Origin of the sequence: Bifidobacterium animalis subsp. animalis ATCC 25527 (genome assembly GCF_000260715.1) — a bacterium.
Lineage (GTDB): Bacteria > Actinomycetota > Actinomycetes > Actinomycetales > Bifidobacteriaceae > Bifidobacterium > Bifidobacterium animalis.
This window is the reverse complement of record NC_017834.1, coordinates 617,143-630,863: the sequence shown is the minus strand read 5'-3', so window position 1 is coordinate 630,863 and position 13,721 is coordinate 617,143. Positions and strand designations below refer to the sequence as shown.

Here is a 13,721-nt window from a genome sequence, read left to right as displayed (position 1 = left end):
CAGATCAGCCCTTGACCGCGCCGGTCAGGCCACCCACGATCTTCTTCTGGAAGATCGTGAAGCAGATGAGGGCCGGAAGCATGGCGAGCGAGGTGAACGCCAGGACCCTGGCCGTATCCACCGAGTGCTGGGAGCTGAACATCTGCACACCAAGCGGAAGCGTGTACTTGCTTTCATCGCTCAGGACGAAGAGCGGAAGCATATAGCCGTTCCAGCTTCCCACGAAGGTGAGGATGCCGGTTGTGGCGACGCCGGGCATCGACAGCGGGATGACCATGCGCCAGAAGAAGCCGAGGCGAGAACAACCGTCCAGCAGGCACGCCTCCTCCAATTCCATCGGGATGGATTGCAGGAAGGGGACCAGGATGATGATGGTCTGCGGCAGACCGAAAGCAATTCCCGGAAGGATAATGCCCGCAAGGGAGTTCGACAGACCCAGATTCCTGATCATCAGGTACAGCGGAGTGATACCGACGGTCATCGGGAACATGAGGCCCGCCGAGAACAGCGCATACATCAGTGCCGAGTACCGGAACTTGTAGCGGGCGATGACGTAGCTGACCATGATGCCGAGGACGACGACGCCGACCATCGTGCAGATGCCAGCGATCAGCGAGTTGCCCAGCTCGGTCCAGAACATATCACTGGTGATGACGTCCTTGTAGTTGCTGATCACCCAGGGATTCGGCAGACCGGCAGGGTTGTTGGTGATCTGCGCGTTGGTACGGAATCCGCCGAAGATGATGTAAAGCACCGGGACGATACAAATCGCCACGAGCACAAGCGAGAAGAAATAGACTATCGGGTTGCCCCATGGGGTCTTCGCGGACTTGTGGAAACCGTTTTTCTTGGAATATGCCGTTGCAGCACTCATCTCACTTCACTCCTTCCATGGCGACCGCCAGGGCCTCATCTTCTGCGGTCTGCCTCTTCCTGCGCTTCTTGGACGCCTTCTTCTCGGTCAAGGCGCCATCGAGATCACGGTTGAGCACAAAGTGCTGGTAGGTCAGCGCCACAATCAGCGAGATGACGAAAATGATGAGGGCGACGGCGGAACCATATCCGTAGTTGCCAGCACCGCGTCCCTCGCGGACCATGTAGGTGGCCATTGTGGAGACGCCGGCCGTCGTGGAAACGTACTGGCCCCAGATGATGTAGACCAAATCGAACAGCTGCAGCGAACCGATCATCGACAGGAAGACCCAGATGCGCAGCGTCGGGGCGAGCAACGGCAGTGTGATGCTCTTCTGGATCTGCCAGAACCCTGCACCGTCCACCTTTGCCGCTTCGTACAGTTCCTCAGGAATCGACTGCATGCCTGCAAGCATGAGGATGACGGCGAATCCGATGTATTTCCAGCTGATGAGCAACAGCAGCGTCCAGATCGCGACCTTGGGATCAGCGAGCCAATCGACACCATGCATGCCGAGTGATTCAAGGATCTGGTTGACCGCGCCCTTCTTCTGGAGTAGCAGGCTCCAGCCGGTGCCGACGATGACTTCCGAAACGACATACGGCACGAAGATGAGCGTACGGATCAGGCCACGTCCCTTGAACTTCTGGTTGAGCAGGAGAGCGAAGAGGATGGCCAACGGCCCCTGGATAACGAGGGACCCAATGACGATTTCAAAGGTGTGCAGGATCGCCTGTTGGAAGTTCGGATCCTTCAACGCCACGATGTAGTTCTGCAGTCCGACGAACTTGCCGTTCTCGGCCGGAGTGCCAAAGCCCTTCCACTGGTAGAAGCCGTAGTAGGCGCCCAAAATGATCGGAAAAATCACAAAGCAGCAGAAGAGGATAATCGCGGGTGCGGAAAGGATGAAAATTTCGAGATTTCTGCGCCCCTTGCCGTTAGAGGGTTTGCGTTCTCCGCCCCGCTTCTTCGTTTCGGCAACCGGTCGCCCGACTGCCACGGCATCATTCATTTCAGTCATGTCATCAATCCCATGTATCTAAGGTGTTTCGTTATACGTCATCCAGGGGAAAGGATGGCTGGACCATGAGGCATAGCCCAGCCATCCCGGACCTTGCTCAGACGCAATCAGCCCTTCTGGGCGGCGTCCTCCATCGCCTTGACGATGTCTTCGGGGCTACCCTGCCCCGACAGCATGTTCACCACAGCGGCATTCAACGCGTTGCCGATGTTGGTGCCCAGTGCGGTATCCATCCACAGCTGCATGGACGGAGCCTTGTCCAGGTATTCGATGACTTGCTTGAGAGACTCGTCGGTCACCACACCACGCGCGGGCTCGGAGGCAGGGATGGTGGAGAACGCCTCGGCGTAATCCTCCTGGTTCTTCTTCTCACCCATGTAGTTGACGAAATCGATCGAGGCCTGTGAAGCCTTCGGGTTGACACAGAAGTAGGTCACGCCGCCCATGAGCGCACCGGGCTCGCCTTCGCCGCCTGCAACCTCAGGGAACGCGAAGAATCCAAGGTCAGCCATCGGCTTCTGATCGGGGGTGAGATCACCGAGCACGCCCGGCTCCCAAGCGCCCATGAGTTCCATGGCCGCTTTATGGTTGGCAAGCAGGCCCGCAGAGGAGTTGGCGCCCTGCTGCGCGGTCGTGGTCAGGAAGCCGTCGTTGAAGACCTTCAAGTCTTTGAGCTCCTGCAGCTTCTTGCCGGCGTTGACCCAGCACGCGTTCGAGAAGTCGTGGTCCTGAACGCTCTTGTCGTAGACTGCAGGAGAGCATTCGCGCAGGACCAGCCAGTAATACCAATGCGCCGCGGGCCAAGCGTCCTTGGCGCCGAGCGCGATGGCATCGGTGCCGCTGTCCTTGAGCTTCTTCGCGTCCGCGAGCAGGTCCTCGTAGGTCGCCGGCACACCGGAAATGCCCGCCTTCTTGAACAGATCCTTGGAATACCACATGCCGCCCGGTTCCACACTGACCGGGACGCCGTAGACCTTGCCGTCGAACGTGGCAGCAGAAAGGGTCGACTTCATATCGGTCTTCACCGTGTCCGAGATCTTATCGGTCAGGTCCATGACCTGGCCGGCGTCGATCATTTCCTGGGTCTTGGAGCCGCCAAGCGACATGAAGACATCCGGACCGGATGCGGGATCCTGCATGGCGGTCTGCAGCTTGCCGGCGAAGTCCTCGTTCTGAATGGCCTGGATCTCCACCTTGGTCCCCGGGTTGGCCTCTTCGAAGGACTTTGCCAGATTCTCCCAGTACTGGCGTCCTTTACCGGCGGAAGCATTGTGCCAGAACGTGATGGTCTTGTCATCGGACGACGACCCCGACCCACCACATGCGCTCATGCCGAGTACGGTCGCAACGGCCAGTGTTGCTGCTGCAAGCGTCTTGAGTTTCATAGTTCCTCCTTGATCTTTGTCCACGCTGACATTGACGTGGAGCCGTCCTCGCTGACGCGCATTGCCAGAAGAGCAATGCATCCGAGCTTCTACGAAGCCTCCGGTACAACATTGAGAACTTCCGAAAACTTACGCTGTTTTCGTTAGAAACTATCGTAAACCTACTTTGTCAATTAGTCAAACAAAGTGTATTTTCGGCGTTTCGCGCACTTTTGTATACATTTGCTCGCCGTTTTCACAACAAGCGCATATTTCGCTTGCAACATTACGAAACTTTCGATATTATGACAGATGATATCACCCCCATTCATTTGCGGCAAAGGAGCTCCATATGTCGGAATCCAAAGTCAGATTGGCGGACATCGCAAAGCACACCGGCTACTCGTTGGCAACCGTCTCCAAGGCACTCAACGGAAGGTCCGACATCTCCGACGAGGCCCGCACAGCCATCGATCAGGCACTCAAGGCCTCGGGCTACCAGCGCCGCGGCCAGAAAGCGGCCGGCCAAAGGTACATCGAAGTGGTCTTTCAGGACCTCGACACAATCTGGGCTCTCGAAGTGCTGCGCGGCGTGCTGCGTGAGACAAGGCACTCGCCCGACATCAGCGTCATCACGACGGAAAGTGGCACCCGCCAACACCCCGACGACGACTGGATCACCGGCATGCTGAGGCGCAGGCCATTCGGCGTCATCTTCATCTTCGCCAATCTCACCGAAAAAGAAAAAACCAAATTGCAGGCCAACGGCATCCCCTATGTCATCTTCGACCCTTCGGGCGAGCCGTCGAACGATGATTTCTCCGTGCAGGCGGACAACTGGGCCGGCGGCGTGCTCGCGACTCGGCATCTGCTCGCCCTGGGGCACACGCGCATCGGCATCATCACCGGCCCCGAAGAGATGATGTGCTCGCGTGCGCGGCTCGACGGCTACACGTCGGCGCTCGCCGAACAGGGCATCGCGCTGGATCCCGAGCTGGTGACCGAAGGCGATTTCACGACCGAAGGCGGCTACGCGCAGGCGATGGCGTTGCTGGAGAACCCGAACCGCCCCACCGCGATCTTCGCTGGCAGCGACCTGCAGGCGATGGGCGTCTATGAGGCCGCCCGGCAGAACCGGCTGCGCATCCCCGAAGACCTTTCGGTTGTCGGTTTCGACGACGTGCAGACCTCCGCGTTCCTAGGTCCGGCGCTCACCACGGTGCGCCAGCCATTGCACGACATGGCGGCGGTCTCGACGCGCATGCTCATCGACACGGCGGAGGGGCGCCCCACGCAACACCATGTGATCCTCCCGACGACGCTCGTCGTGCGCGGCAGCACGGCCCGCTTGGCGTCGGAGGCGCGCTGATGGCGGACCAGCGCGCCTCCGACATCGGCATGGTATGCGGAGGACTGCTCATACCGGTGCTCCGCAATTTCGCGATGCTGCTGCGCAAACGGCAGCGGCTGGTGCACGGCGAGCCGGCCAAGGCTACCGCAACAGTGGCCCAACCATCCCGCTTAGGTCGCCGCCTACGCGTCACAACCGACGAGGCACCCCACGAAGCCGCCGGACCATTCGGTGCTCAGCGGCGCCACGTCGATCACCTCGACGGCCGGCGCCGTCCATGCCTGTTCCGCGGACTGCGCCACGACCACACGCGCCATGCCTTTGTCGAAGACGAGCATAACCGATCCCGGCTCCCCCTCGGGGATCGGCACCATGCCTTCCCTGCGCTCCGTACCCTCGCCGAGCGCCCACTGCACCGACGCACTATCGGTCGCCACGCTCAACGTATGGCGGCCGTCCTGCCGGATACGCACCGTGCCACGCGGCGGGCACAGCACCACGCACCTGTCTTCCGGCATACGCCGGTACACCGTGCCATCCGCGCGCACGGCCGCGCCTTCGCCGTCGCCGACGGCAAAAGGCATGCGCGCATCGACGACAGCCTGCGATTCGCACGGACCAATGCACATATCGAGCAGGGTCCCGTCCGCCGCATCGATGCGCAATGTCTGCGCCAGACGCCCCGCTCCCCCGGCGAGTATCGGCCAGCCCGGGTCATCAGTCCGCCTTTGCGCGGGCCCATTGGATTCCAGCGACCATTGTGCCGGATCGTGCTGCCAGTCGACAGGTGCCACAAAGGTCTCCCTGCCTAGGAAGCTGAGCGCCCCATGGTCCGCGGTGGGGGTCTCGCGCGAGCCCAGGCACGCGGCCCACCAGCCAAGCCGCGGATGATGCAGCAGATCGGCGTGGCCCACACACTGCACGCGCTCCTCCAAACCAAGATGCCGGTGTGTCAGGAACGGATTCTTCTTGCACGGATGGAACAGTCGCGCATACCGCCCCACAACCGACCGTTCGTCGGCACGTGGCGCGCGCGGCTCGGTCCCGTCTGCGTGCGCTTGGCCCTGCAGGGATTCGATCGCCGGTCCGAGCCCGTCGGGTGCCCACGTGCGCATGGTCATCTCGCTGTGGTCGAAGCTTGTGCCGCCTTCTGCGGTCATCAGATACACCCAATCGCCGATGCGGTACAGGTGCGGTCCTTCGGCCCACACCGCCTCCACGCCGTATCCCGTCCAGAGGACCGTCTTGCCATAGTCGCCGTCTGCGTCATGCGACGCGCACAGCCGCCACGTCTCCGGGTCGATCCGCTGGGTCCACACCTCGGTCTGCCCTTCCCAGCGCGGGCGTACGGCCGGCCTTGTCTGCGTCCAGTACACAGAGCCGTCAAGGTCCTCGAAGATGTCTGGATCGATGCCCTCGGCGCCCTCGATCCAGTACGGGCCGCGCCATGGCCCCTCAAGCGCATCGGCTTCGATGATGAAGTTGCCCTGGCTTGCGCGGGCCGCCTCGATCGACTCCGGGTCGACCCCAGCTGCGGCGGCCGCGTCCAGATCGATGCGGGCGACCGTGCATGCGATCACGTACTTCCCGCGGATCATGCGCAATGTCGGCGCATACAATCCCCCAGAATCAAGCACGAAGGGGATCAGCAGCCGTTGCGCCATCGCCTCGTCGACGGCGTTCCCCGCAAGCTCCCAGTTCGCGATATCGTCTGAAACGTGGATCGGCAGTCCCGGCACCAGTTCGAACGAGGAATTCACCAGGGCCACGCGCTCCCCGCGCTCGTCCCACATCCAGCTTGGGTCGGGGTACATGCCCCGCAGTACGGGATTGGTGATGTCTATGGTCGCGGTCGTTGCGGTCATCGTGGTCCTCCATATCGGTAGTGGTCGGTCATATCAGTACATTCGGTTCGGCAGCATGGCCGGAGGGTATAAGGGCGGTGCAGCGGTGCGCCATGCGCCTTGCGCAAGCAATAGGCGAACACACCGTCGTGCCCACCCGTATGGAAAAAGCCCATGGGCCTCCGGGAACCGCCGTGCTCCCCGCGCGCGGTGTGTTTGATGGGAAGGATGCGCGCGGAGCGTATGGGTGCACGGTGGGGCCCGGTGGCCCTTGGGCCTGCATCGCGCCTGCAGAGGAAAGGAAAGAACAGGCGGCGATTCATTGGAAGGAAGGAAAGAAAGAGTTACTGGCGGCATATGCCATACAGCGTGCACTGCATATGCCACGCGCCGCAGAGGTTGGATGGACGGTCCGGCCGCCCATGCGGCAGGTGGCCGGACCGTGCGGCGTCAGGCGTTGGCCAGGGCGTCGATGATGTAGTTGTTGATGGTCGCCTTCACGTCCTCGAGGTGATCGGGGTGCGTGGATGCGATGATCTCGGACTGCGGCATGTCGATGGCGTAGTCATTGAGCGACTCGAGGGTGGCGGTGCCGTCGTCGATCGACTTGCCGATGCCCGAATCGTAGGAGCCATAACGGTTGGCCACAAGGTCCTCGATGTACTTGTCCTGATGCATCTTGTCCGCCACGAGCAGGCCGGCGGCAAACGTGTCCATGCCGGCGATGTGCGCGCGGAACAGGTCTTCAGCGCTGAACGAGGTGCGGCGCGGCTTGGCGTCGAAGTTGAGGCCGCCGTGAGGGCCGATCTGGCCTTCGTCGAGCACTTCCCACATCACGGAGGTGGTCTCGTACAGGTTGGTCGGGAACTCATCGAGGTCCCAGCCGAGCAGCATGTCGCCCTGGTTGGCGTCGAGCGAACCGAGCACGCCGTTGTCGCGGGCGACGCGGATCTCGTGCTGGTAGGTGTGGCCTGCGAGGTTGGCGTGGTTGCCTTCGAGGTTGAGCTTGAAGACGTCGATCAGGTCATAGGCGCGCAGGAAGTTGCATGCCGTAGCCGCGTCGAAGTCGTACTGGTGCGTCGTCGGTTCCTTGGCCTTCGGCTCGATGAGGAACTGGGCGTCCATGCCGATCTGCTTGGCGTAGTCGGCGCACATGTGGAAGAACTTCGCCATGTGCTCCTGCTCACGCTTCATGTCGGTGACCCACAGGTTCTCGTAGCCTTCGCGGCCGCCCCAGAACACGTAGTTCTCGGCGCCCAGGCGCTTGCCGATCTCGAGGGAGTGCTTGAGCTGCGCCGCGGCATAGGCGTAGACGTCGGCGAACGGCGAGGTGGAGGCGCCTGCCACGAAGCGCGGGTTGGTGAAGAGCGACGAGGTGTTCCACAGCAGCTTCACGCCGGTGGACTGCATGTTCTCTTCGATCTTGTCGACCACGCGGTCGAGGTTGGCGTTCGTCTCACGCAGCGTATCGCCTTCCGGGGCGATGTCGCGGTCATGGAAGCAGAAGTACTCGGCGCCGAGCTTGGTGAAGAACTCGAACGCGTAGTCCACCTTGGCGAGCGCGTTGTCCATCGGGTCGGAGTACTTGCCGTCCCACGGGCGCTGGGCGGTGCCATCGCCGAAGGGGTCGGTGAGCGGCGCGTCGAAGGTGTGCCACCATGCCACACCGAAGCGCAGCCAGTCCTTCATCTTCTTGCCGGCGACAACCTTGTCGGCATCGTAATACTGGAATCCGAGTCCCTCCTGAAGACCCTTGGTGCGGCCGACATACTCGATCTTGTCGATGTCCCACAGACCTGCCATGACTACTCCTTTGCAATCATTTTCACTGTTCGACGCGAGTCGCACCGGGCATCCCACGCCATTTCAGATTTGTCCAGAACGCTTCCGCGTTCATGGTGTTATAGTAAAACGAAAATACTATATATGTCAAATGGATTGACTTTTAGCGTGTCGCCTGAAATTCCAGCACTCCCCCGCTTATGTCACATATCCATACAGATCGATTTCCTCGACACACAGACCAACGCCCCGAACAGTCCGCAGGCAAACAAAAAAGCGCCAGGGTTGCCTGGCGCTTCTCTGTCACAGGGACCGACTAGTCCTTCTTGCCGTAGCGCTTCTCGAAGCGGGCCACACGGCCGCCGGTGTCGAGAATCTTCTGCTTGCCGGTGTAGAACGGATGGCACTTCGAGCACACATCCACCGTCATATGGTCACCCTTGGCGGTCGAACGCGTCTCGAACGTGTTACCGCACGAACACGTGACGGTCACCTTGTGATAATCAGGATGAATACCCTGCTGCATAACATCGTCTCCTAAAGATACGGGGGACCCGGGTCCACTCACATACGCAAACGCATACGCAAGCGGTGAACCGGCTATGTTTGCGCGCGCCGCTATGGCGCCCGCAAGTGGACTTGCGCCCACCAAGACCCACAATACGAGCACGCCACGGTTTATTCCAATCGGTTATCCTTCCGGCATACTCATCGGCGCACACCGGCAATCCAATAGAATTAATTTAGGCAAGTGGGAGCCGGAATAAGAAATATTAGCAACTTCTTTGAGTATATTGTAAAATATTTATCTACATTTATTCTGTCTGCACGCCGAGAACAAAACCCCAAATGGACCACGGACGCCGTCTGCGTCGCCTAATGTACCCCGTATGGTTGATAGACAGATTAGCGAAGTGCTAGGGGATTTTCTTCACCGATATCGCGAATTGTATGGCATCGACGCCAATTCATTCCTGAGATGCGCGCACTCATACGGCATGAATTGGGGCGATCGCACGCTCAATGTGATCGAAGAGGGCCAGGCGACTGCAGGCATTCATCTCACGCTCGTCATATTGCGCGTGCTGAACCAGATCAGCGACGCCAAACTCAGGCTCGCCGACATTCTCGATTTCACCGACCCAGCCGATTCCATTCGCATCACACCGGACATCTCCATCCCTTCGCGCACCCTTCAGTGCATTCTGCGCGGACGACCCGTATGGTTCTATGGCTCGCCGGAGCGCCCCGGCAGCGTGGATCGCGCACAACGTGAGCACGAGGTACGCCGTTCGCGCGATGCCGACAATCTGACGCCCCTTCCACCTACCTGCACCGAGGAGCAGGCAATGGCACGGCTTGACGTGAATCTGCAGACCCTACGCGGTTGGTGCAATGCACTGTTCGGCATGTCGCTCGACGAAACCGCACATATGCGAGCGCAGGCTTCCGCGGACTCGACGCCCGAGCTCGAAGCGCACGCGATCGTGGAGGAAATCTACCAGGACCATGTACGCAAAGTGAAGTATTCGATGCGCAACTGCACGACATGGAGCAATTCGAATATCAATCTCATGCCGCCCGACGAACTCGACCGCTTGGAGGACGATCTTTCCCAAATGGAGGATTGCCTCATGAAATTCATGGCATTGCGCCACATCTCCTTCGTGCGCGACAAACGTGCCTACGACGCCGACCCGCGGAATACGGGCCCCTATGCGTTCCAACCAGATTCGGACATCTGGGCTGACATCGACGAGCCGGAGGATGGCACACCAGGTGCCGAGGAGTCCTGACCAACGCCGCGAACTCCGAACCAAGCAACGGATGCACACAAAAGGTCGTCTCCCGAAGGAGACGGCCTTGTACTATGTGGGGCCTCAGGGGCTTGAACCCTGGACCGGCGGATTATGAGTCCGATGCTCTAACCGACTGAGCTAAGGCCCCATGTGTGGTGCGGAACCACCACAAGTCCAATAGTCTACCAAAGCACCCCAGACCGCCGTGGCAGAACGACATGCAGCACGGCCCATTCAGTGCTTGTCCTTGTTCTTTTCCTCCTCCGCCTTCGCCTCGGCCTCGGACTCCTTGCGCTTCTGCTCGGCCTCCTGAGCCTTGCGTTCGGCCTCCGCACGCGCCTGCTCCTCCTGTCGCAGCTTCTCTCGGTTCGAACGCTCCACAGCATCCATTCTGGCGTTGAGATCGTCCATGAGCGTGCCGATCCTGCCCATATCGGTCTCCCCGCTGCGGTTCCGCGCCTCGCCAATGAGCTTGGAGAGGTCGTTCCACACTGCTTCGTCCGTCACATGACCCTGTGCGGAGGCGAGAATGTTGTCGGCATTACGGAGCACCTCCTCGAGTGAGGCATGGGCGTCCTCCACCTGCTTGGCGTGCCTTGACTCATTGACTGCCTGAATGGCGCTTCTCAGCGAAGCGGTGTGCTCGTCGTACCATTGGGAGGATGCCTTCGCCTGGGCAATGCGGTTCTCGAATTCCTCCACACTGCTCACGTCGCAGTTCACCGTCGCCGGGGATTCGCTGGCCATCTCAATATCGAGCTGCTTGACGGCCGTCGTGTCTTTGACGTCGACATCGGCGATCTTGCTCGCCAGTTCACCGTCGCCACCCACGAGGTCTTGGTACGCCACCACCTTGTCGTCGAGACCGACGAGCGAGCGCTCGCATTCCGTACGTTTCGCAGCGATTATGGATTGATGGTGGCGTCCTATGCCGAAAATGACCGCAATGAGCACGGCAATCACCGCGAGTATGCTCACACAGGCGATGGCAAGCCGCCTGTAGAATCCGCGATTGTCGTCGTCGGGCTGCCGGCGGTGCGACGTCGGAGGTCGGCGTCCCATTGCCGCGATTTCGTTGGGATTGATGAGTTCGGTTTGAGAACCGGCCTCATTGCCTGCATACATGATCGTCTTATCGTCCACAGTTACTTCCTCATCGCCCCATGTCTCGGACCGGTACTGTTTGTCGAGTGTGCCAATGCCCATTGCATGGATTCGCTGCGAGCTGAACAGTTCACAGATTATTTGTCCGTCTCTCATCAAGGAACGTTCTGCTCGCATTTCGGAACAATAGCGCACGTCGCATCGGGTATATGCCAAGCATTCTACAGAATCTCGCGTCCAAAACGAAGCAGCCGCCCCATCGGGCGGCTGACTGTCGCAAAGCGTCCACAATCGGCGAGGAGGCACGGAATGCAATCCTCGTTTACTCTTCACGCACGTGCACCGCACGGCCGGAAGCGAAGTGGTCGAGAGCCCCGGTCTTGGCCACAGCGACGAATAGAAGCCAACTGAACACACCGGCGATGAGCGCACCGCCCACCAGCTCGCTGATCATGTGCACAATGCCACGCGGGCTGAGCAATGCGACACCCTGATAGCGGAAGAACAGCAAGTAGAAGCCGTATTCCAGCGCAGTGCACAGACCGGAGAGCACGGCCATGGGCAGATTGAACACGCGGTATCGGGTCACAGCGAACGGGATCTCGGCGAAAATGCCCTGCAGGATCGCCGAAATGAATACGAATCCGAACGCGAAGTTGTTTCCAAGCAGCATTTCAACTGCACTGCCGACCACATTCACATACACCGCAGCGCCCGGTTTGCGCAGGATGAGCACGGCGAGCGTGCCGGAGAAATACCACACGGCGTGCAGAACACTCGCAATGCCAGGCAGAATGGAGCCAAGCATCGATGAAATCGGGGTGTAGGCGAAGTTGAAACCCCAGAAGACGAGTCCGCAGCCCACACCCAGCGCGGCGCCAAGGGCGATGTCCGCCGGCGTCCAGCGGAATCGGGAAGAGGATGGACGGGGTGATTGGGTGATGCCAGTAGACATATGGCTCCTTATTACATACATGGTCGCACACAGAATCGGAATATGGCGCGTCTTGACCTGCGCGACTCGGGCGGATGCGCCTCGATCATCTTAAATTGCATCCCATATTTCGGCAAGCGCGATGGCATCACGTGGAATCCACCTGCGCGGACGAGTGTCCACATAGATGAACGACACGGCGCCGACACGCGCGAACCGGATAGATTGTTGTCAACCCCAGTGAGAGGGCGGCCGCCTGCGTCGAAGGCATGGCGGCCAGATGGCTTCAAGGAGACAGGAGAGCACGCATGGGCGAGCATGTGGACACCATCTGCGTACAGGGCGGCTACCAGCCGGGCAACGGCGAATCGCGCACGCCGCCGATCATTCAGGCGACGACGTTCAAATACACATCGAGCGAACAGATGAGCCGCCTGTTCGATCTGTCGGAGACCGGCTACTTCTACACACGCCTGCAGAACCCCACGAACGACACGGTTGCGGCGAAGATCTGCGAGATGGAGGGCGGCGTGGCGGCCATGCTCACGTCAAGCGGGCAGGCGGCGAACTTCTTCGCATTGTTCAACATATGCAACGAAGGCGATCACATCGTCGCATCGAGCGCGATCTACGGCGGTACCTTCAATCTCATCAACGTGACGATGCGCAAGATGGGTATCACCTGCACCTTCGTGAACCCGGACTGTTCCCCGGAGGAGCTCGAGGCGGCATTCCAGCCGAACACGAAGGCGGTGTTCGGCGAGTCGATCTCGAACCCGGCGCTCATCGTGCTTGACTTCGACAAGTTCGCGAAGGCCGCGCACAGCCACGGCGTGCCGCTCATCGTCGACAACACGTTCCCCACGCCGATCAACTGCCGTCCGTTCGAATACGGCGTCGACATCGTCACCCACGCCACGACGAAGTACATGGACGGCCACGGCTCGTGCGTGGGCGGCGCGATTGTGGACTCCGGCAATTTCGACTGGATGGCGCACGCCGAGAAGTTCCCCGGGATGACGACGCCCGACGATTCGTACCATGGCGTCGTGTACGCGAAGGACTTCGGCAAGGCCGCATTCATCACGAAGGCGACCGCCCAGCTCATGCGTGACTTTGGTTCCACGCCGGCGCCGATCAACTCGTGGATCATGGGCATGCACCTCGAATCCCTGGGCGTGCGCATGGAACGCCATTGCTCGAACGCCCGCGCGGTTGCGCAATTCCTCGAAGACGATCCACGTATTTCCTGGGTGAGTTGCCCGGAGCTGCCCACAGACCGCTACCATGCCCTGGCCGAGAAGTACATGCCGAACGGCACGTGCGGCGTCATCTCATTCGGCGTGCCCGGCGGCCGTGAGAAGGTCTCCGCCTTCCTCGACCATCTGAAGATGATCTCCATCGCCACGCATGTGGCCGACGCGCGTAGCTGCACACTCTACCCTGCCGGCACCACGCATCGTCAGCTCACCGAGGAGCAGCTCGAGGAGGCCGGCGTGGGCGTGGATCTGGTACGGCTGAGCTGCGGCATCGAGAATCCGGACGACATCATTGCCGACCTTCGCCAAGCGCTCGACGCCGTCTTCGGCGAATGAGCGGCGCTGCGTAG

At 60.4% G+C, this 13,721-nt stretch carries 11 protein-coding genes and 1 tRNA gene; 3 read left to right on the top strand and 9 right to left on the bottom strand.

Going from position 1 to position 13,721, the window contains the following annotated elements; genetic code table 11:
• Positions 1–4: 4 nt before the first annotated feature.
• From BANAN_RS02660 to BANAN_RS02650, 3 genes are all read right to left on the bottom strand, one after another.
• Positions 5–874 carry a carbohydrate ABC transporter permease gene (locus tag BANAN_RS02660; protein ID WP_014697404.1) on the bottom strand — a complete coding sequence of 290 codons (870 nt, stop codon included), beginning with the start codon at positions 872–874 and terminating at the stop codon, positions 5–7.
• A 1-nt stretch (position 875) separates the two neighbouring features.
• Entirely contained in the window at positions 876–1,934 is a 1,059-nt protein-coding gene (locus tag BANAN_RS02655; RefSeq protein WP_041776964.1) for a carbohydrate ABC transporter permease, read from the bottom strand.
• 107 nt (positions 1,935–2,041) lie between these two features.
• Positions 2,042–3,319: an extracellular solute-binding protein gene (locus BANAN_RS02650; protein WP_014697402.1), complete on the bottom strand. Its 1,278-nt coding sequence runs from the start codon at positions 3,317–3,319 to the stop codon at positions 2,042–2,044.
• Positions 3,320–3,650: 331 nt separating this feature from the next.
• Here BANAN_RS02650 and BANAN_RS02645 point away from each other — a divergent pair, with 331 nt between their 5' ends.
• A complete protein-coding gene (locus tag BANAN_RS02645; protein WP_014697401.1) occupies positions 3,651–4,667 on the top strand; it encodes a LacI family DNA-binding transcriptional regulator in 1,017 nt (338 codons plus the stop codon).
• A 164-nt stretch (positions 4,668–4,831) separates the two neighbouring features.
• Here BANAN_RS02645 and BANAN_RS02640 read toward each other — a convergent pair whose 3' ends face one another.
• The 3 genes from BANAN_RS02640 to rpmE all read right to left on the bottom strand — a co-directional run bounded on the left by BANAN_RS02640 (position 4,832) and on the right by rpmE (position 8,801).
• Positions 4,832–6,514, bottom strand: a complete 1,683-nt coding sequence (locus BANAN_RS02640; RefSeq protein ID WP_014697400.1) for a glycoside hydrolase family 43 protein — start codon at positions 6,512–6,514, stop codon at positions 4,832–4,834.
• A gap of 429 nt (positions 6,515–6,943) precedes the next feature.
• Positions 6,944–8,296: a xylose isomerase gene (gene xylA / locus BANAN_RS02635; RefSeq protein WP_014697399.1), complete on the bottom strand. Its 1,353-nt coding sequence runs from the start codon at positions 8,294–8,296 to the stop codon at positions 6,944–6,946.
• Positions 8,297–8,591: 295 nt separating this feature from the next.
• Complete coding sequence (rpmE, locus tag BANAN_RS02630; protein WP_014697398.1) at positions 8,592–8,801, bottom strand: 50S ribosomal protein L31; 210 nt, start codon at positions 8,799–8,801, stop codon at positions 8,592–8,594.
• Positions 8,802–9,165: 364 nt separating this feature from the next.
• On the opposite strand from rpmE, the gene BANAN_RS02625 reads away from it, so the two are divergent.
• Positions 9,166–10,071, top strand: coding sequence for a hypothetical protein (locus tag BANAN_RS02625; RefSeq protein WP_048340832.1), 906 nt, complete (start codon positions 9,166–9,168; stop codon positions 10,069–10,071).
• A gap of 77 nt (positions 10,072–10,148) precedes the next feature.
• Here the strand turns inward: BANAN_RS02625 and BANAN_RS02620 are convergent.
• The 3 genes from BANAN_RS02620 to BANAN_RS02610 all read right to left on the bottom strand — a co-directional run bounded on the left by BANAN_RS02620 (position 10,149) and on the right by BANAN_RS02610 (position 12,133).
• Positions 10,149–10,222, bottom strand: a tRNA-Ile gene (locus tag BANAN_RS02620).
• 86 nt (positions 10,223–10,308) lie between these two features.
• A complete protein-coding gene (locus BANAN_RS02615; protein ID WP_041777102.1) occupies positions 10,309–11,217 on the bottom strand; it encodes a hypothetical protein in 909 nt (302 codons plus the stop codon).
• Positions 11,218–11,500: 283 nt separating this feature from the next.
• Complete coding sequence (locus BANAN_RS02610) at positions 11,501–12,133, bottom strand: ECF transporter S component (protein ID WP_014697395.1); 633 nt, start codon at positions 12,131–12,133, stop codon at positions 11,501–11,503.
• 287 nt (positions 12,134–12,420) lie between these two features.
• On the opposite strand from BANAN_RS02610, the gene BANAN_RS02605 reads away from it, so the two are divergent.
• Positions 12,421–13,707: an O-acetylhomoserine aminocarboxypropyltransferase/cysteine synthase family protein gene (locus tag BANAN_RS02605; RefSeq protein WP_014697394.1), complete on the top strand. Its 1,287-nt coding sequence runs from the start codon at positions 12,421–12,423 to the stop codon at positions 13,705–13,707.
• The last annotated feature ends 14 nt before the right edge of the window (positions 13,708–13,721 follow it).

Excerpts from the sequence above, each read along its gene's own strand:
- xylA (WP_014697399.1), bottom strand. The coding sequence starts at position 8,296 with ATGGCAGGTCTGTGGGACATCGACAAGATCGAGTATGTCGGCCGCACC.
- BANAN_RS02645 (WP_014697401.1), top strand. The coding sequence starts at position 3,651 with ATGTCGGAATCCAAAGTCAGATTGGCGGACATCGCAAAGCACACCGGC.
- BANAN_RS02655 (WP_041776964.1), bottom strand. The coding sequence starts at position 1,934 with ATGACTGAAATGAATGATGCCGTGGCAGTCGGGCGACCGGTTGCCGAA.
- BANAN_RS02640 (WP_014697400.1), bottom strand. The coding sequence starts at position 6,514 with ATGACCGCAACGACCGCGACCATAGACATCACCAATCCCGTACTGCGG.
- BANAN_RS02605 (WP_014697394.1), top strand. The coding sequence starts at position 12,421 with ATGGGCGAGCATGTGGACACCATCTGCGTACAGGGCGGCTACCAGCCG.
- BANAN_RS02660 (WP_014697404.1), bottom strand. The coding sequence starts at position 874 with ATGAGTGCTGCAACGGCATATTCCAAGAAAAACGGTTTCCACAAGTCC.
- BANAN_RS02625 (WP_048340832.1), top strand. The coding sequence starts at position 9,166 with ATGGTTGATAGACAGATTAGCGAAGTGCTAGGGGATTTTCTTCACCGA.
- BANAN_RS02650 (WP_014697402.1), bottom strand. The coding sequence starts at position 3,319 with ATGAAACTCAAGACGCTTGCAGCAGCAACACTGGCCGTTGCGACCGTA.
- BANAN_RS02610 (WP_014697395.1), bottom strand. The coding sequence starts at position 12,133 with ATGTCTACTGGCATCACCCAATCACCCCGTCCATCCTCTTCCCGATTC.
- rpmE (WP_014697398.1), bottom strand. The coding sequence starts at position 8,801 with ATGCAGCAGGGTATTCATCCTGATTATCACAAGGTGACCGTCACGTGT.